The sequence below is a fragment of the Salipiger sp. ABN3_019 genome (genome assembly GCF_056158605.1).
Map to the genome: position 1 here is coordinate 46,494 of NZ_JBSWTP010000005.1, position 17,899 is coordinate 64,392.

General features: G+C 66.6%; 13 protein-coding genes. 6 read left to right on the forward strand and 7 right to left on the reverse strand.

Annotation, left to right across the window (positions count from 1 at the left end):
• Positions 1 to 105: 105 nt before the first annotated feature.
• Positions 106 to 1,494, reverse strand: coding sequence for an AAA family ATPase (locus tag ACXAD2_RS06310; RefSeq protein ID WP_475168292.1), 1,389 nt, complete (start codon positions 1,492 to 1,494; stop codon positions 106 to 108).
• Between the two features lie 441 nt (positions 1,495 to 1,935).
• Here ACXAD2_RS06310 and ACXAD2_RS06315 point away from each other — a divergent pair, with 441 nt between their 5' ends.
• From ACXAD2_RS06315 to ACXAD2_RS06335, 5 genes are all read left to right on the forward strand, one after another.
• The gene (locus ACXAD2_RS06315) at positions 1,936 to 2,946 is read left to right on the forward strand and encodes a replication initiator protein A (protein ID WP_475168294.1); all 1,011 of its coding nucleotides are present in this window, start codon (positions 1,936 to 1,938) and stop codon (positions 2,944 to 2,946) included.
• Between the two features lie 119 nt (positions 2,947 to 3,065).
• Positions 3,066 to 3,797 (forward strand): hypothetical protein, encoded by a 732-nt coding sequence (locus tag ACXAD2_RS06320; RefSeq protein ID WP_224907238.1) that lies wholly within the window; start codon positions 3,066 to 3,068, stop codon positions 3,795 to 3,797.
• A gap of 20 nt (positions 3,798 to 3,817) precedes the next feature.
• The gene (locus tag ACXAD2_RS06325; RefSeq protein ID WP_475168298.1) at positions 3,818 to 4,684 is read left to right on the forward strand and encodes a WcbI family polysaccharide biosynthesis putative acetyltransferase; all 867 of its coding nucleotides are present in this window, start codon (positions 3,818 to 3,820) and stop codon (positions 4,682 to 4,684) included.
• A gap of 11 nt (positions 4,685 to 4,695) precedes the next feature.
• Complete coding sequence (locus tag ACXAD2_RS06330; protein ID WP_475168300.1) at positions 4,696 to 5,904, forward strand: GSCFA domain-containing protein; 1,209 nt, start codon at positions 4,696 to 4,698, stop codon at positions 5,902 to 5,904.
• 115 nt (positions 5,905 to 6,019) lie between these two features.
• Complete coding sequence (locus tag ACXAD2_RS06335) at positions 6,020 to 7,639, forward strand: alginate O-acetyltransferase AlgX-related protein (protein ID WP_475168302.1); 1,620 nt, start codon at positions 6,020 to 6,022, stop codon at positions 7,637 to 7,639.
• Between the two features lie 165 nt (positions 7,640 to 7,804).
• On the opposite strand, the gene ACXAD2_RS06340 is transcribed toward ACXAD2_RS06335, so the two are convergent.
• The 5 genes from ACXAD2_RS06340 to cysD form a co-directional block, all read right to left on the reverse strand.
• A complete protein-coding gene (locus tag ACXAD2_RS06340) occupies positions 7,805 to 9,760 on the reverse strand; it encodes a DUF4214 domain-containing protein (RefSeq protein ID WP_475168303.1) in 1,956 nt (651 codons plus the stop codon).
• A gap of 195 nt (positions 9,761 to 9,955) precedes the next feature.
• Positions 9,956 to 11,329 (reverse strand): phosphomannomutase, encoded by a 1,374-nt coding sequence (locus tag ACXAD2_RS06345; protein WP_475168308.1) that lies wholly within the window; start codon positions 11,327 to 11,329, stop codon positions 9,956 to 9,958.
• A gap of 29 nt (positions 11,330 to 11,358) precedes the next feature.
• Entirely contained in the window at positions 11,359 to 12,816 is a 1,458-nt protein-coding gene (locus tag ACXAD2_RS06350; protein ID WP_475168310.1) for a mannose-1-phosphate guanylyltransferase/mannose-6-phosphate isomerase, read from the reverse strand.
• A gap of 249 nt (positions 12,817 to 13,065) precedes the next feature.
• Positions 13,066 to 14,973 (reverse strand): sulfate adenylyltransferase subunit CysN, encoded by a 1,908-nt coding sequence (gene cysN, locus ACXAD2_RS06355; protein ID WP_475168315.1) that lies wholly within the window; start codon positions 14,971 to 14,973, stop codon positions 13,066 to 13,068.
• Positions 14,974 to 15,031: 58 nt separating this feature from the next.
• Positions 15,032 to 15,937 (reverse strand): sulfate adenylyltransferase subunit CysD, encoded by a 906-nt coding sequence (gene cysD, locus ACXAD2_RS06360; protein ID WP_164185516.1) that lies wholly within the window; start codon positions 15,935 to 15,937, stop codon positions 15,032 to 15,034.
• Between the two features lie 108 nt (positions 15,938 to 16,045).
• On the opposite strand from cysD, the gene ACXAD2_RS06365 reads away from it, so the two are divergent.
• Entirely contained in the window at positions 16,046 to 17,086 is a 1,041-nt protein-coding gene (locus ACXAD2_RS06365) for a helix-turn-helix transcriptional regulator (protein ID WP_475168318.1), read from the forward strand.
• 28 nt (positions 17,087 to 17,114) lie between these two features.
• On the opposite strand, the gene ACXAD2_RS06370 is transcribed toward ACXAD2_RS06365, so the two are convergent.
• A complete protein-coding gene (locus ACXAD2_RS06370; protein WP_475168321.1) occupies positions 17,115 to 17,846 on the reverse strand; it encodes a hypothetical protein in 732 nt (243 codons plus the stop codon).
• Positions 17,847 to 17,899: the final 53 nt, after the last annotated feature.

A 17,899-nucleotide genomic window follows, 5' to 3' on the forward strand; every position in this document is an offset into this window, starting at 1 on the left:
CCGTCTGCTCCTGTCAGGAAAAGGTCCGGCCCAGAGCCGACCCGAACATGGTTAAGACGGGGTGACCCCGCCGCCCAAAAAATTGTTTCGCAGCGAAACAGAGTCTCATTCGGCGGCCCGCAGAGCCTGTTCGTCGCGCCGCCAGCTGCCCAGAAGCAGCTGCTTCAGAGCCGCATAGGTGGCGTCGAAAGTCTCGCGGCCACGGGCGTAGGTCTCGCGGTTGAAGTCGCGGTAATCGGCCTCGTAGATGCCGCGCACCTGCTCGCCGGCCTGGCCGATGAGCGCGGTGTAATCCTGCCGGTGCGGCGAGAGCACCGGCCCGAGATAGGCCTGCATCAGCGCCGCCAGTTCCGCCTGCTGGGTGCCGTCGTAGCGGGTGATCACCGCGCGCACCGCGTCCCATTGGAAGTTCAGCCCCTCACGCCCCAGCGCCCGGGCGGCCATGTTCTCGGCCTCCTCGATCGACGAGAAGGTCGAATGCAGCATGTCAAAGAACCGGCCGGTGGAGTCGAACTCGAGGAAGGAGGCACCGAGCGGCACCAGCAGGATGTCGGCGGCGGCCAGCCCGTTGATCGTCAGGTAGCCGAGGGCAGGGGGGGTATCGAGGAAGATCACGTCATATTCGTCGAGCAGCCCGTCGGCCTCGAGGCTCTCGGTGAGCGCGTCCCAGAGCTTCCAGCCGCGCGCCTGCATGCGCCAGACGGGGATCTGGAACTCGGCCCAATAGAGGTTGAGCTGCGCGCCGATGAGATCGATGTTCGGCCAATGGGTGGTCTGCACCAGATCCTGCGCCTTCGCCTCCAGCGCGCCCGAGAGCGTTTCGTCGAGCGGCACCGGCGGGTCGCCCCGGTCCATCCGACGCTGGTTCTCCGATTGCAGGTGACGACCGTAGTGACGCGCCAGCAGCGGGAAGACCGTCTGCCATTCATCCTCGACCTTGCCGCCAAAGATCGAGGTCATCGAGCCCTGGCTGTCGAGGTCGATCACCAGCACCTTGTAGCCGTCGAGCGCGGCGCTCATCGCCAGATGCGCGCAGGTCGAGGTCTTGCCGACGCCGCCCTTGAAGTTCGCCACGGCGACCATCTTGGCGGGCAGCCCCTCGGGGCGCCACGGCAGATAGTTCTTGGTCTTCGAGCCACCGGCGGCGAAATGCGCGCGCAGCCGCAGCACCTCCTCGAAGGTGAACCACTTGGCGCCGCCCTCGGTCTCGGACCGGCCCTGCGGCAGCTCGGGGTTCTGCTTCAGCACCCGCCGGAAATGGCCGACCGCGACGGGGATCAGGTAACGGGTGATCTCCCATGTGGAGAACAGCCGCAGGCTGCGCCCGCCGTTCTCTTCGAGGCCGCGCCCGGCGAGATCGCTGCGCCCGGCCTCGCAGGCCTGCGCGATGGCCGCGAACTCCGCGGTCTCGAAGGGCCCGCCAAGCGCGCTCAGCGCGGCGTCGGGATCGATGTTGAAATAGGGGGGCAGCTCGGTTTTCGTCTCCGCCTTCATGTCCCTGCGCGACCTTCCATGTTCGTCGTTTTCATCAGGATACTCAAAAACGACGAACATGGAAGCAAAAGCTGCACGCGTGCGATATTTCTAAGCAGATTCGGGAGGTTGCCTATTGGTCAGAGAGGCTGAAATCGGCGCAGCTCTGCCAATGGTTCTGTTATTTTTTGTTAGTTTATTCGTTACGGTCTGGGAAGGCTTACCGCAAATATCTGATTATCATGTGGAATTTGCCACAGCATCTGGGCTTGGCGACTCTGATCCCACGTTTAGGCGACTCTGATCCCACGCCAAAGCAACTCCGATCCCCCGATCTTGGGCTGGACGGGGAGGGCGGAGAAACCTAGGCTGGGCGTCACTGAAACCCCGATAACCAGCGGGCGCAGATCCGCAGTATTTTCCCGGTGCTGGGGGCCGGGGCAGGGCAGGTGCGACACGACGATGGCTTCAGCGAAACAGACCTCCGGCGTGCCGGCGACCGACGGGCCGGGCGGGGCCGATTTCTTCGTGTGCGATCTCTTCGACGCCGCGCCGAAGGATGATCTGGGCACCATGGAGCATCCGATTTTTTCGCTCTCCACCCGGCCTGACCGGCGGGTGCTGAGCTACGCGCATAATGGCATCACGCTCGAGGTCACGCCCTCGGTCAAGGGCCGGGCGACGATCCACGACAAGGACATCTTGATCTATTGCGTCAGCCAGCTGATGGCGGCGCTGAACGCCGGGCGCGAGGTGTCGCGCACGCTGCAGCTCAAGGCGCATGATCTGATGGTGGCCACCAACCGCGACACCTCGGGCGATGGCTACGCCCGGCTCAAGGAGGCCTTCGAGCGGCTCGCTGGCACCCGCATCACCACCAATATGGAGACCGGGGGCATCGAGACCACCCGCGGCTTCGGGCTGATCGACAGCTGGGAGATCCTGCGCCGCTCGCGCGGAGGGCGGATGATCTCGGTGACGGTGACGCTCTCGGAATGGCTGTTCCGCGCGGTGCTGGCGAAATCGGTGCTGACCCTCAGCCGCGACTACTTCCGCCTGCGCAAGCCGCTCGAGCGTCGCCTCTACGAGCTGGCGCGCAAACATTGCGGGCGGCAGCGCAGCTGGCAGGTCTCGGTGGGCACGCTGCACAAAAAGGCCGGCTCCACCGCGCCGCTGCGGGTGTTCCGCGCCGCGCTGCGCAAGATCATCGCCGAGGGCAATCTGCCCGACTACCTGCTGCGCGAGGCTCCGGGCGATATGATCGTGGTCGAGCGTCAGCGCGCGCCGCGCAGCGCCGTCGGTCCGCATCTGTCGGACGAGGCGCTCGACGCCGCCCGCGCCCTGCGACCGGGCGCTGACGTCCACGCGCTCGCGGCGCGCTGGCGCAGCTGGTGGGACGAGACCGGCCGTCCGCGCCTCGGCAATGCCGACGCCGCCTTCCTCGGCTGGGTCAAGGCGCAGGAGCGCGGCTGATGCGGCGCGCGCTTGTTTCGCTGCGAAACAAATGGCACGGCAGAAGCTCGCCGCAGCCGGTTTCGCAGGCCCACCCCCAGTCCGCCGCAGTTTCCGCCGCAGTTCCGGAGAGATCGCCCGTGCGCGTTGCCCTGTTTCATTTCCCCAAGACCGGCGGCACCTCGCTGCACCGGTTCCTGGCGCCGCTGTTTGACGCCGCAGAGATCTGCCCCGAGCGCATCCGCAATTTTGATCGCTTCACGCCAGAGCAGCTGGCGGGCTATTCCTATTTCTCGGCGCATATGGATTTCGCCCGGCTGCAGCTGATCCCCGGCCCGCTTTATACCATCACCGTGCTGCGCGAGCCCAAGGCGCGGGTGCTGTCGCTGTATCATTTCTGGCGCGCGCATTCGTGGCAGATCATCGAGGCGCGCAATCTGAAAGGACCGCGGCTGGCCAAGGAGAAGGGGCTGCTGGCGTTCCTGCGCCACCGCGCCGACGGGCTGCCGCTCGACACTGATAATTTCTATGCCCGCAGCCTGCTCGGGCGGCACTGGAGCGGCCCGCGCGGCGAGCTGGTGCTGAGCGACGAAGAGGCGCTGCGGGTGTCGATGCGCAACCTGCTGACCATCGACACCATCGGCTTTACCGAGGATATGCCGGGGCTGTTCGCTCAGGTGACCCGCAGGCTTGGCGTGGCGATGCCCGAGCAGATGCCCTGGGCGCTGTCGTCGCAGGGCTGGTCCGACAACCCCGATCTCGAGCCGGTGGAGCGCGAAGAGATCACCCCGGAGATCGATGCTGAGCTGGATCGGCTCACCCGGCTCGACCGGGTGATCTACGAGAACGCCCGGCGCATGTTCCCCGGCTGACCGGCAGAGAGGCGCAGGGCATGAGCAAAGTGCTGGTGGTCTCCAATTGTGCCACGCCGGGTCTGGTGGTCGGGCTGCGGCTGCTTTGTCCGGAGCTGGAGGTCGAGGGCTATGAGATCGCCGAGGCCCGCGCCGACCCTGCCCGGCTGCGGCAGGACGCGGCACGCAGCGACCAGCTGGTGCTGCTGCCGGGGGTGGCCGAGCTGCTCGGGCCGCGGCTCGCGGCGCGCAAGCCCATCGTCACCGTGCCGACCTTCTTCTTCTCGGGCTACCATCCCGACACGGTCTATCTCGAAGATGCCGCCGGGCAGCAGATCCGGAGCGGCTATGGGGCCTATCACTCGCTGATCGGCTTTGCCGCCTGGCAGGCCGGCCTGTCCGAGGCGGAGACGCTGCGGCTCTACCGCGGCCCAGTCTATCAGGAACTGGGCTATTTCGACGAATGGGACCGGCAGAAGGCGCTGCTGCTGTCGCGCTTCGCCGAGCAGGGGATCGATCTGGCCGGGCCGTTTCTCGGCTGGCTGCGCGGCGGCTGCTTTATGTATACGATCAACCACCCGCAGGCGCGCTGCCTGCTCGATCTGGCGCGGCTGGTGGCGCGGCAGTTGGGGGCCGAGCCGCTGGCCTATGACATCGTGCCGCGCGATATGCTGGCGCAAGGCGCGGTGTTTCCCTGCTACCCGGAGATCGCCGAAGCCTGCGGCACCCGCGGCAGCCTGCTGTTCAAGATGAGCGGCAAGGACCGGCTGCTGGACCTGCCGCAGTTCCTCCGCCAGAGTTTCGAGGTCTATGCGGCGCATGAGGCAGCGGGGCTGCGCCCGGCCGCGGCCTTCAGCGCCAAGCTGACGCGGTTCCAAGAGCGGGCTCTGGGCCGCTTCGGGGCCTGAGGGAGAGACCAATGAGCAACCCCTATCGCGATGTGCCGGATCACCAGCTGTGGCGGCGGGCGGTGTCGCGGGTCGAGCCGCATCGGATCGACCCGGTGGTGGCACCGAGCTTCCGCATCACCCCGCAGATGAAGCTGGCCACCGCTGGCAGCTGTTTCGCCCAGCATATCTCGCGGCGGATCTCCGAGCTTGGGTTTCGGTATTTCGTGCCCGAGGATGGCGCTGACCTGCCGGAGCCAGAGCGGGCGGCGCGGCAGTTTGGGGTGTTCTCGGCGCGCTTCGGCAATCTCTACACGGTGCAGCAGCTTGGCCAGATCTTCGACGAGGCCGTCGAGGGCCGGGCGTTGGCCGAGCCCGCCTGGCAGCGGCCCGACGGGCGCTATGTCGATCCCTACCGGCCGCAGGTCGAGCCTACGGGCTATGACAGCCCCGATGCGGTGGCGGCGGCGCGGCGCGATCATCTGGCGGCGGTGCGCGAGATGTTCCTTGGCGCCGATGTCTTCGTCTTCACCCTCGGGCTGACCGAGGCCTGGCGGGTGCGCGGCGATGGCAGCGTGCTGCCGCTGGCGCCGGGGGTGGTGGCTGGCAGCTTCGATCCGGCGCGGCACGAATTCCACAATTTCAGCGTGGCCGAGACCAGCGCCGCGCTGAGCGACGTGCTGACCCGGCTGCGCGCGGTGAACCCCGGCGTGCGGGTGCTGCTGACCGTCTCGCCGGTGCCGCTCATCGCCACCTATGAGCCGCGCCATGTGCTGACCTCGACCTGCTACAGCAAGGCGGTGCTGCGGGTGGCGGCGCAGGAGGCCTGCGATCGCTTCGAGTTCGTCGATTACTTCCCGTCGTTCGAGATCATCACCGCCAGCGCCACCGGCGGGCTCTATTACGAGGCCGACCAGCGCGAGGTGAACCGGCTGGGGGTCGCACATGCCATGCGTTGCTTTGTGGCGGCCTATACCGAGGGCGGCGCGACAGAGGTGCCCTCGGGGCCGGAAGGACTGCCTACGCTGACCGAGGCCGAGCGCCGCGCCGACGCCAGCGCCGCCGCCATCATCTGCGACGAGGAGGCGATCGCCGAGGGGATCGAGATGGGGATCGGCACGGAGATCGACACGGGGCAGACCCGCGAGCCCCCCGGGTCCCCTGCCGCGCCGCGGCAGAGGGGGGAGGGCAGGTTAGCGGCGCTCCGGGCGCTGTTCGGGCGCGGCGCCTCTCGGCGATGATCGCGCCGCCGCTGCAGGACGGTCGGTCCGGTCAGGGGCGGCGGCTGCCTGCCCAGACTTTCGCAGCGATCTGCGACGGGATACAGAAAGCGAAACATGATCTTGGGCGTTCTCGATGCCGAAACAGGATCCTGACCTATTGGAGACGATCGTGGTGAAGAGTGTAGACGGGTCTCGGATCGAGCGCCTCGAGAAGCTGGCCTCCTCCATTCTCGAAGATCCGGCCGCGATATCCGCAATATCCTTGGGTAAGAAAGACACCCTCGGCCTTGCCAATCTGCTTTGGGAAAACGCGCGCTACAGCGAGGCCGAGCGCCTTCTTGCCGCAGCCTGCGAGACGCACAGGGATTTCGCCGAGGCGCGCAGCCTCTATGACCGTATTCGCGCCGATAGGGCGGCGCTCTTCAAGCTGGACGCCACGCCTTGTTCCACGCGGCGGGTTCATCTCGATACGCCAGACCTTGGGCCGTTTAAAAAGCCGACCCTGGCAAATCTCCGGATCAAAGGTTGGGTGCGCCGCACCGAAGCTGAGGCCTGTCTGGTGATTGAGGAGGCGGGCAAACCAAGTCGGATTATCCCGCTGAATTTGAATCGACCCGATGTTGTTGCGCACTACAAGAAACAAGGGCTCCAAGATCAGCAGACAGCCTGCGGGTTTGTCTTCGAGGCCGATGTTACGCGTGGGCTGACGATCGCACTGCGCGCTGGCGGCCGCGATGAGCCGCTGCTCGAGATCGCACCGGTGCAGCTTCAGCAAGTTCTCGCAGGCAAGGATAACTGGCTGTTTTTGTGCGGGGATTTTAACAAGTCCGAAGATCTGTTCACCGGCCGCAATCCTGTTACAAAGCGCGACGCAGCAGATTGGGCGCGGTTCGCGAAAGAGGCCACCAAGGCCGTTGACAAGGCCGGTGCGAAATTCTGCATGGTGATTGCGCCCTCGAAAGAGGATGTATTTCCCGAGCTTCACCCCTTTGTGCCCGCCTCGGTCTCTCTTCTGGAGACGGTGAAATCTGCCATGATTTTCGCCGGTGAGCAGGCTGGTGAACAACCGGGCGGGGGGGTCGTCTGCCCGATCTCGCGGCTGCGCGAGGCGCGGGCCAACTACATCAAGACCGACACCCACTGGAGCGATCGGGGGGCTTGGGTCTGCGTGCAGGACATTCTCGAGCGGTTCGATCTGGACTTCATGGAAGGGTTTTCGCCGAAATTTCGCAACTTGGAGGTTGTCGGGGATCTGGGATCGAAAATGCATCCCCCGCACAGGAGTGTGAAAAAAGACTGGGTGCGGCAGGGGCAGCACGTCTCGATGGTCTTTGACAATGGGGTCAACGGGTCAGGGCATATCCAGATCTTCGAAAATGGCGCGCCGTTGCGGCCGGAAAAAATCCTGCTGTTTGGCGGCAGTTCCGGCGAGGCTCTGTCCAAGGTGATGTCGGACATTTTCGCGAAGGTCGTGCGGATCAATTCGCCGTCCACGATGCCCATCATGGATGTGGTGCGGGCCGAACGCCCGGACATCGTTATCTGCCAGACCAACGCAAGATTTCTGAAACGGCCCGCGAAAGTTGTCGATAGCACGTTCAATTCCGCGTTGGTGAAGCTCACCGAAGACCAGGTTCCGGACGATTGGGTCATGCCGCTCTACGGCTCGGCAGGGCCGCTGGCCTTGGCGGCGCGGCGGAACTGGGGGCGGCTGAAACTCCTGCTCGCACGGCTCTGGCACTATCGCGGGTAGAGGGGCGCGCGACAGGCTGAACGAAAGCGGCGCGCCCGGTCTGCTTCCCGGCATGGCTGCGGATGACGCCTTCGTGAGACAGGCGAACGTCAATCCCACCTAAGAGACTGCCGGTCATACCCGAAAAGAGCACGGCAGGAGGTCCCGCCGTGCTCGCATTGTCTCTTAGATCAGGATCATCTCGTCGGTGAGATTGTCCAGCGTCTGATCCTGCAGGGTGACCGTCACGTCCTGATCCATGAAGACCAGATCGTCGCCCTCCTGCATCATCTTCGCCATGGCGTCGTCGGCGCTGGCGTAGCCGAAAGCGCTGAAATCGAGCATATCCCAGCTCTCAAGATCAACCACATGGTGACTGCTGCCGGCGTCGGTGGAGAAGACAAAGCGGTCTGACAGCAGGCCGCCCGAAAGCATGTTGTCGCCGCCGTTGCCCATCAGCACATCGTCGGGACCCTGCGCCATGATCCACTCCTCGATGTCATCTGCCATCGAAGCACGGAACTCGGCGCTTTCGGAGAAGCCGATCAACACTTCGGAGCGGCTCATCAGGCCGGTGTCGAGGCGCTCGGTCCAATTCTCCAGCCCTTTCGCGTCGGCGTCACGGCCCAGCACGTTGTTATACAGCGCCTGAACATAGTCGCCGTTGGCGAAATCTCCGTAGTCGGCAGCGAATTCAGCGCTGCCGGTGAAGCCCGCGGCCACTTGCTTCAGCGTGAAACTCTCGGTGACCAGCCGTTCCGTCCAGTTGTAGAAACCGCCCGCGTCGGGCGCGCGGTCAAAGGCGGCCTGGTAGAGGCGGATAACCTGACCGGAGGCCATCTCGGCCGAGCCGGGCGACATGAAGTCGCCGTAGATCATGTCATTGCCGCCGCCGCCGCCGATATTGTCCGCGCCCTCGTTGCCGTAGAGCGTGTCATCGCCGCCAGCACCGCGCAGGATGTCATTGCCCATGCCGCCCGAGGCCCAGTCGGACATCATGCCGGTGGAGGCATTCTCCAGCCCCTGATCGCCATCGGCCCAGCTGCCGGTGTGGATCTCATCATTGCCCGCGCCGCCGTAGATCGTATCGGCGCCATCGGCCTCGGGGTCGAAGGTCAGCCCAAGCGCCTCCGAGACGCGGCTGTCGTCATCGCCGGTGATGATGTCGTCGCCGTCACGGCCATGGATCATATCGTCGCCCGCGCCGCCCGCGAGCCCATTGTCGTAATCGGCAAGGCTCAGGCTGCCCGCAGCGCCATCGTCGGCGGCATCGGCTTGGTTGTCATCATCGATCCCGGCATCGACGAGGTCGTCATCGCCGCCGCCGGAGAGCACATCGCGCCCGGTGCCGCCTATGACCGTGTCATTGTCGGCACCGCCATTGAGGCTGTCATCGCCGCCCTTGCCGTTGATGACATCGTCACCGGCGCCAGCGTCATACATGTCATCGCCATCGGTCAGCGTGGTGCTGGTGGAGGCGGTGGCGCGCTGCTGCGCAAGCAGGGCCAGGGCCTCGTCCAGGCTGGCGCTCTCGATGTCGCCGGCGGCGGCGGGCAGGATGCCGGTATAGCCGTTCGTCCCGCCGTCCACTTCGCCGCCGGTGCCCTCGCCGATGCCGTCAGGCACATCGACGCCATGCAGCACGATCTCGCGCAGGGTCAGCGGCATGATGTCTTCGGCGGTGTAATCGGTCATCGACACCGGGCTGAAGAAATTCTCATCGTCGGTCAGATCGTAGCTCTGCACGAAGGACAGCAGGCCGGTCGCATCGGCCATCGGCATAGCACCGCCCGAGATCAGCGGCAGCAGCACGTCGCCATATTGCCCCAGCCCCTCGAGCACCTCGACCATGCCGTCGCGATCTGCGTCATCGGCCAGCGTCGGGGCGGTGGAGTTGAGCGGGTTGCCGTCCTCGTCGAAGAGGCCGTGTATGTGCTGCGCGTGGGTCTGCGACGGGGTCAGCCCGGTGCCGGTGATCGCCACGTTGAGATAGGACGAGCCGTCCTCCTCGGTTTCCACCGCGAGGATCGCGGTTGCGTTCACGCCAGAGCTGTTCAGCGCATTAAAATCGACGGTCCAATAGGCGTCCGCACGGGACAGAAATGTCTCGAAGGACGTGTAGGACGAAGCCAGATGGGCCATGTGTGATCTCCTCTGTCATCACTGGTCACATGGCGAAGTCACGGCGGCAGAACCGGAGAGTTTCAAACCGACTGGCCCTGATGGGCCAAGCGGGTCTTCACGTTTGCGTGCTTTGGGGTGGGTTTGCCGTTCGGCTGGAAGGCGTTAGCGGCTCCGGAGCGCGGCGCGTGGATGGCGCTGAGGTCTCCGCAGAGGTCAGCCCAGCACCGCGCGGCGCAATGCGTCCAGACCCGTCGCCATCAGCTCTTCGGCCCCGGCGCTGTCCGAGGCTTCGACGTAGAGCCGCAGTTCCGGCGCGTTGCCCGAGGGGCGCACATGGACGATGCGGCCATCGCTGAGCGTCATGCGCACACCGTCGGTGAGATCGCAGGCGGCCTCCTCGGCGCTGAGCTGCGACAGGAACTCCGCCCGCGCGCCCGCGTCCTCGCGCAGCTTCGCCACGAAGGGCTGCGAGGCCTCCTGCGGCACCTCCTGCAGCCGGTCGGCCATGGTGACCACCGGCGGCTCGGCGGCGACGCGGGCCGAGAGCGGGCCCTCCCCGGCGGCGATCAGCACCGTGATCAGCGGCAGCATGCAATCGCGGGTGGGCAGCGGCGCCAATGTGCCGTCGGGGCCGGCGGCTTCGAAGCCCAGCAGAAAGCCGCCGTTCGCCTCATAGCCGACGACCTTGCCGCCGAGCTCTTCCATACCCGCGATGACGAAGGGCGAGCCGATGCGGGTGGTCAGCACCTTGCCAAAGCCCTTGCGGGTGACGCCGGAGTTCGAGGAGATCGGGGTGACCACCGCCTCCGCCCCCAGCGCCTCGGCGGTGATCTGGCCCATGATGTCGCCGGGCACGATTGTGCCGGTCTCATCGGCCAGCAGCGGCCGGTCGCTGTCGCCATCGGTCGACACCAGCGCGTCGAGCCCATGCTCGGCGACCCAGGCCTTGATCTGCGCGCGGGTCTCGAGGGCCACCGCCTCGGTGTCGACCGGGATGAATTGCTCCGACCGGCCCAGTTCCAGCACCTCGGCGCCGAGGCCTTCGAGCATCGCCCGCAGATCGTCGCGGCCGACGGCGGAATGGGCATAAAGGCCGATGCGCTTGCCCGCCAGCGCCGTGCTCCCCAGCGTGCCGGTGTAGCGCGCGACGAAACGGGCGGCGGCCTGCGGGTCCTGCGCCAGCGTGCCTTCCGCGCTGCCCGCCGGGCGCCCGAGCGCCGCCGAGATCGCCGCCTCGTCGGCCTTGGTGATCTCACCCGAGCGGGTGTAGAACTTCAGCCCGTTGCGGTCGGCGGGGATGTGGCTGCCGGTGACCATGATCGCCCCGGCGCCCACTTCCTGCGCGGCCAGTGCCAGCGCCGGGGTTGGCAGCGCGCCGCAATCGATCACCCGCAGCCCTTCGGCGCGGGCGGCAGAGATGATGTCACCGGCGATGCGCGGGCTGGAGGGGCGCAGGTCCTGCCCGACGCAGAGCGTGCCGCCGTGATCGCAGGCGCTGGCAAAGGCGCGCACATGGTCCGCCACCAGCTCGGGCGTCAGTTCCACCACAAGGCCGCGCAGGCCGCTGGTTCCAAATTTGGGTGCCATCAGCGGAGATCCTTTCCCGGGCGGCTCACTCAGCCCTTGGCACCCTGACCGCGGGCGTAAACGTCCTCGTAGCGCACGATGTCATCCTCGCCGACATAGGATCCGGTCTGCACCTCGATCAGCACCATCGGCATCTTGCCGGGGTTCTCCATCCGATGCACCGCCCCGAGGGGCACGTAAATGCTCTCGTTTTCGGTGACCAGCTTCACCTCGCCGTCGACGGTGACCCGCGCCGTGCCCTCGACCACGATCCAATGTTCCGAACGATGTACATGGCTTTGCAGCGACAGCGCCGCGCCGGGGTGGACATGGATGCGCTTGACCTGAAAACGGCTGCCCACCGCGAGGCTTTCGAACCAGCCCCAGGGCCGGTGGTCCATCGGAAACTCGCTGGCCTGTTTCGCACCCTTGGCCTTCAGCGCCGCGACGGCTTTCTTCACGTCCTGCGCGCGGTCCTTGCTGGCCACCAGCACGGCGTCGTTCATTGCCACGGCGATGATGTCGCTGAGGCCGATGCCGACCAGTTCCAGAGTCTCGGATTCCGAGCGCAGGATCGAGTTTTCGCAATCGATCGCCGTCGCCCCGGCGGAGGTGGCGACGCCCGCGTCGTCTTGGTCCATCTCGTGCCAGATGGCGTCCCAGCCGCCGAGATCGGACCAGCCGCCGTCAAAGGGCACCACCTCGAGGTCGGGGGATTTCTCCATCACCGCGTAATCGATCGAAATGTCCTCGGCCTCGGCCCAGGGGCCCGGGGCCAGCCGCAGAAACCCGAGGTCCACCTCGGCACCCGCCACCGCTGCGCGCACCGGTGCCAGAAGCTGCGGCGCATGCGCCTCGAAGGCGGCAAGAATGTCTTTCACCCGGAACAGGAAGATCCCGGCGTTCCACAGGAAGTTGCCCTGCGCCAGCATCGCTGCGGCGGTGGCGGCGTCGGGCTTTTCAACGAAGCGCCGCAGCGGCACGGTGCCGCTTTGGGTGCTGTTTTCCGGGGTGTTTTCTGTGGTGTCGAGTTCGAGATAGCCAAAGCCGGTCTCGGGGCGGTCGGGCTGGATGCCGAAGAGCACCAGCTTGCCGCGCTCCAGCGCTGGCAGCCCGCGCGCCAGCGCCGCATGGAAGGCGGCGGTATCGGGCATGCGGTGATCGGCCGGGGCGACGAGCATCGCTGCCTCGGGGTCTTTCTCGTGCAGATGCAGCGCCGCGGCAAGCACCGCGGGCGCGGTGTTGCGGCCCTCGGGTTCGATCAGGATGGCGCCGGGGTCGAGGCCGATCTGCGCCAGCTGCTCGGTCACCAGAAAGCGGAAATCCGAGTTGGTCACCACCACCGGCCGGGCGAAGCCAGAGGCACCGGCCAGCCGCGCCGCGGTCTGCTGGAACAGACTGTCGGGGTCGATGAGCCGGGCGAACTGCTTGGGAAAGCTTTGCCGCGACAGCGGCCAGAGCCGCGTTCCCGACCCGCCGCAGAGAATGACAGGGGTAAGTGTGCGCACCGATTATCCTTTTCACCCGGACCTGCCGGCCGGCAGGCTCTCCCGCCATAGAAGGCCTGTTTGCGCCGCGGTGCAACACCCGCCGCGCCTTGCCGCCCCTGTGTGCCGCCCCGCGCCGGGCTCGGCAAGGGGGCAAGGGGGGCAAGGGGGGCAGGGGGCTCGGCGAGACGAGTTGTGCTGGTGCGCCAAAAGCAAAACGGGCCACGCATCTGCGCGGCCCGTTTCAAATCGTTTGGGAAAATTTCCCGCTTACGGGATCAGCCGGGCGATGATCGCGTCGGCGGCTTCCTCGGCGGTCATCTCGGTGGTGTCGATGCGCATCTCGGGGGATTCCGGGTGCTCATAGGGGCTGTCGATGCCGGTGAAGTTCTTCAGCTGGCCCGAGCGTGCCTTGGCATAAAGACCCTTCACGTCGCGGCTCTCGGCCACTTCGAGCGGCGTGTCGACAAACACCTCGACGAATTCACCCGGCTGCATCATGCCGCGCACCATGTCGCGCTCCGAGCGGAACGGCGAGATGAAGGCGGTGATCACAATGAGACCGGCATCGGTCATCAGCTTGGCGACCTCGCCGACGCGGCGGATGTTCTCGACGCGGTCGGCCTCGGTGAAGCCCAGATCCTTGTTCAGCCCGTGCCGCACGTTGTCGCCATCCAGAAGGAAGGTGTGGCGGTTCATCCGCGCCAGCTTCTTCTCGACGATATTGGCGATCGTGGATTTGCCCGAGCCCGAGAGGCCGGTGAGCCAGAGCACGGCGGGCTTCTGGTGCTTCATTGAGGCGTGGTGATCGCGGCCGATGTCGGTGGCCTGCCAATGCACGTTCTGCGCCCGGCGCAGGGCAAAGTTCAGCATGCCCGCGGCGACCGTGTGATTGGTGATCTTGTCGATTAGGATGAAGCCGCCCAGATCGCGGTTCTCGGCATAGGGCGCGAAGGGGATCTCGCGGTCGGTGGTGATGTTCGCCACGCCGATGGCGTTGAGATCGAGCGTCTTGCTGGCCAGATGCTCCTGGGTGTTGACGTTGACCTCGTACTTGGGCTCGGCGACGGTGGCCGAAACGGTCTGCGTGCCGATCTTCAGCCAATAGGCGCGGCCGGGCAGCAGCTCGTGCTCGTCCATCCACACCAGCGTGCTTTCGAACTGGTCGGCGACCTCGAGCGGCGCCTGCGCCGCCACGATCACCTGCCCGCGCGAGCAGTCGATCTCATCGGCCAGCGTCAGCGTCACCGACTCGCCGGCCACCGCCAGCTCGCGGTCGCCCTCAAGCGAGACGATGCGCGCGATGGTCGAGGTCTTGCCCGAGGGCAGCACCCGCACCGGATCGCCGGGGCGCACCTGACCCGAGGCGATGAGCCCGGCGAAGCCGCGGAAATCGAGGTTGGGGCGGTTCACCCATTGCACCGGCATGCGGAACGGGCCGGTCTGCTCGCGGCTGTCCTCGACCTCGACCTCTTCCAGCAGCGGCAGCAGGGCGGGGCCCTCGTACCACGGGGTGTTCTCGCTCGGGCCGGTGATATTGTCGCCCTTGAAGCCCGAGATCGGGATCGGGGTGAACGCCTCGATGCCGATGCTCTCGGCGAAGGCGCGGTAATCGGCGACGATCTTGTCGAAGGTCTCTTGGTCGTAGCCCACCAGATCCATCTTGTTCACTGCCAGCACCACGTGGCGGATGCCCAGCATGTTGACGATATAGCTGTGGCGGCGGGTCTGGGTCAGCACGCCCTTGCGCGCGTCGATGAGGATCACCGCGAGATCGGCGGTGGAGGCGCCGGTCACCATGTTGCGGGTGTATTGCTCGTGGCCGGGGGTGTCGGCGACGATGAACTTGCGCTTTTCGGTGGCGAAGAAGCGGTAGGCGACGTCGATGGTGATGCCCTGCTCGCGCTCGGCGGCAAGCCCGTCGACGAGCAGCGCGAAGTCGATCTCTTCGCCTTGGGTGCCCGAACGCTTGGAATCGGATTCCAGCGCGGCGAGCTGATCTTCGAAGATCATCTTGCTGTCGTAGAGCAGACGGCCGATCAGCGTCGACTTGCCGTCATCCACCGAGCCGCAGGTGATGAAGCGCAGCATGGTCTTGTGCTGATGCGCCTCGAGATAGGCGTCGATGTCCTCGGCGATCAGCGCGTCGGTCTTGTAGATAGGGTCCTGGGTGGTCATGGCGTGTACCTGAAAATGAGGGGCTGGAAGGGAGGCTGGCGCGGCGTTTCAGGCGCGCTCAGAAATAGCCTTCCTGCTTCTTCTTCTCCATCGAGGCGGCCTGATCGTGGTCGATGGCGCGGCCCTGGCGTTCCGAGGTGGTGGTCAGCAGCATCTCCTGGATGACCTCCGGCAGCGTCTGCGCCTCGCTCTCCACCGCGCCGGTCAGCGGGTAGCAGCCCAGCGTGCGGAAGCGCACCGAGCGCATCACCGGCTCTTCGCCGTCCTTGAGCGGGAAGCGGTCGTCGTCGACCATCAGGATCAGCCCGTCGCGTTCCACCGTCGGGCGCGGCGCCGAGAAATACAGCGGTACGATCTCGATGCCCTCGAGATGGATGTACTGCCAGATGTCGAGCTCGGTCCAGTTGGAGATCGGGAACACCCGTACGCTCTCGCCCTTGGCCTTGCGCGCGTTGTAAAGCCGCCAGAGCTCGGGGCGCTGGTTCTTCGGATCCCAGCGGTGGTTGGCCGAGCGGAAGGAGAACACCCGCTCCTTGGCGCGGGATTTCTCTTCGTCGCGGCGGGCGCCGCCGAAGGCCACGTCGAAGCCGAACTTGTCGAGCGCCTGCTTGAGGCCTTCGGTCTTCCACATGTCGGTGTGCAGCGCGCCATGGTCGAACGGGTTGATGCCGCGCTCTTTCGCCTCGGGGTTCTGATGGACCAGCAGCTGCATGCCTGCGTCCTTGGCCGCCTTGTCGCGCAGCTTGTACATGTCCTGGAACTTCCAGGTGGTGTCGACGTGCATCAGCGGGAAGGGCGGCGGCGAGGGGTAGAAGGCCTTTTTCGCCAGATGCAGCATGACGGCGCTGTCCTTGCCGACGCTGTAGAGCATGACCGGGTTCTCGGCCTCGGCGACGACCTCGCGCAGGATGTGAATGCTTTCCGCTTCCAGACGCTGCAGGTGGGTGAGGGTTTTACTGTCCATCGGGGGTCTCTGTCAGAACTCAATTGACCCCGAGAGCTAGCCTTGCGGTTTGCGCCGATAACCCCCCATATGGGGGGTAGTTGCGCAGAAAAGCGGGAAAGCGCTGCAATGTCTGATGAAACGGCCCTGCTGCGGGCGATGTTTGCCGCCTCTTTGGGCAGCGCGCCCGGGGGCGGCGGCACCTCAGAGGAGGATCTCTCCGGCGATCTCTGGCCGGATTTCCTCGGCCTGCTGGCGCAGATCACCCAGGCGGGCAGCGCCGAGCTGCGGCTGCAGGGGGTGCCGGGGGCGGGCGCCGCCCGCTGCTGGCGGGTCGGGGCAGGGGGCCCGGGGCCGGGCGAGGACACGCTGGAGCGCATGCGCACCGGGCGGGTCTACTCGCAGGTCGATCTGCCGCTGCCGCCGGGCGCGCCCGCGCAGGCCGCTCCGCTCCGGGCGCTGCGGCTGCGGCTCGACGAGGGCGGGCTGGCGCTGCTGAGCCTGCAGCGCACGGGCGAGGATTTTCGCGCCACGGACGGGCTGCATCTGTCGGCGCTCACGCCGCATCTGGGCCCGGCGCTGAGCGGCTGGCGGCAGCTTGTGCGCGAGCGCGCCCATGCCGCGCTCGACCGGCAGATCGGCGCCGCGCTCGGCGCGGGCTGGATCATTTTCACCGCCTCGGGGCAGGTCAGCGCCATGGCGGCGGGGCTGGCGGAGCAGCTGCGCGACGCGGCGGGGATCGGGCTGCGCGCCGACGGGCGGCTGGCGCTGCCTGGCCCGGTGGCGCAGGCGCTGCGGCAGGCGCTGGCGGCTGCGGCGCAGGGCGGCGCGCAACGGATGACACTGAGCGCCGCGCCCCGGCTGGATCTGGCGTTGACCCGAGAGGTGCTCGCAGGCAGCCCGCAACTGGTCGGGCGGCTGCGCCGGGACCTCTCGGCGCGGGACCTGCCGCCGGAACGGCTGGCGGCCGCCTTCGGCCTGTCGCGCAGCGAGGCGCGGCTGACCGCCTGCCTCTGCGACGGGCTGAGCCTCACCGAGGCGGCGCGGGACCTTAGCTGGACGCTGGAGACCGCGCGCAGCACCTCCAAGCAGGTCTACGCCCGCATGGGGGTCTCAGGCCAGACCGGGGTGGTCCGGCGGGTGCTGGAAAGCGCGGTTTGGTTGGGGTGAGGCCGGGCATTGGCCGGGGAAGGGGCGGTTAGCCTGTGGTGCGGCGGTTGAGGTGCAGATCGAGATCGTCGAACAGCCCCGGCTGGTCGATCGCCGCGGCGAACTGCGGCAGGATCGTGCCCTGCTCCGCCAGCGCGGCATCGTAATCGATCTCCCGCAGCGGGCCGATCGCGCGCCAGAAGGCGCGCAGCGCCTCGCGGTCATAATACCATTCGCCGTCGGTGCTGGCGGCGTCGGGTAGCGCCTTTTGCAGATCCCACATGTCGTTCTTGCTCAGCTGGTCGCGGCGCGAGGCGCGCCAGTCGGCATCGTTGCGCAGCACGAGGATCGGCACGATGCGGGTGAATTTCTGGCCCAGCGTCGACAGCAGCGTCTCCGCCTCCGCCGCCTCGCGCAGCAGGCAGAACTCTTCGCTGCTGACGATCATGTCGGCGCCGCCGAGCTGCCAATGTGCGGCATTTAATTCTTGGTGCAGTGCTGTGGGGTCGGCGGGTTGCACCTTCTTCTTGACCCGCGGCGTGGTCTGCAGTCCGGCGCGGATGAAGAGATTGGCCAGCCCCCAGGCGTTATCCTGCGGGTAGCGCCGCAGACCGGCCTCGCGCAGCGCCGTCTCGCGCAGCCGCAGCGCGCGCTGGATCGACGTGGTGCCGGTTTTATGGGTGCCCACATGCAGCCAGAGCGTGCCGCCTTGCGGCGCGGTGGCGGGTGAGCTTGCAGAGGAGCCGGCGGCAGCGCGCGGCGCGAGGTCAGGGCTGGGCATGAGAACTTAGTACGACGCCAATCTTCACGGTGAGAGACGCTTATCTAGAGGCA

What these genes read in the sequence shown, in the direction of transcription:
- ACXAD2_RS06370 (WP_475168321.1), bottom strand. Translation starts at nt 17,846, where the DNA reads ATGCCCAGCCCTGACCTCGCGCCGCGCGCTGCCGCCGGCTCCTCTGCA.
- cysN (WP_475168315.1), bottom strand. Translation starts at nt 14,973, where the DNA reads ATGACCACCCAGGACCCTATCTACAAGACCGACGCGCTGATCGCCGAG.
- ACXAD2_RS06335 (WP_475168302.1), top strand. Translation starts at nt 6,020, where the DNA reads ATGCCGAAACAGGATCCTGACCTATTGGAGACGATCGTGGTGAAGAGT.
- ACXAD2_RS06345 (WP_475168308.1), bottom strand. Translation starts at nt 11,329, where the DNA reads ATGGCACCCAAATTTGGAACCAGCGGCCTGCGCGGCCTTGTGGTGGAA.
- ACXAD2_RS06365 (WP_475168318.1), top strand. Translation starts at nt 16,046, where the DNA reads ATGTCTGATGAAACGGCCCTGCTGCGGGCGATGTTTGCCGCCTCTTTG.
- ACXAD2_RS06330 (WP_475168300.1), top strand. Translation starts at nt 4,696, where the DNA reads ATGAGCAACCCCTATCGCGATGTGCCGGATCACCAGCTGTGGCGGCGG.
- cysD (WP_164185516.1), bottom strand. Translation starts at nt 15,937, where the DNA reads ATGGACAGTAAAACCCTCACCCACCTGCAGCGTCTGGAAGCGGAAAGC.
- ACXAD2_RS06340 (WP_475168303.1), bottom strand. Translation starts at nt 9,760, where the DNA reads ATGGCCCATCTGGCTTCGTCCTACACGTCCTTCGAGACATTTCTGTCC.
- ACXAD2_RS06315 (WP_475168294.1), top strand. Translation starts at nt 1,936, where the DNA reads ATGGCTTCAGCGAAACAGACCTCCGGCGTGCCGGCGACCGACGGGCCG.
- ACXAD2_RS06325 (WP_475168298.1), top strand. Translation starts at nt 3,818, where the DNA reads ATGAGCAAAGTGCTGGTGGTCTCCAATTGTGCCACGCCGGGTCTGGTG.
- ACXAD2_RS06310 (WP_475168292.1), bottom strand. Translation starts at nt 1,494, where the DNA reads ATGAAGGCGGAGACGAAAACCGAGCTGCCCCCCTATTTCAACATCGAT.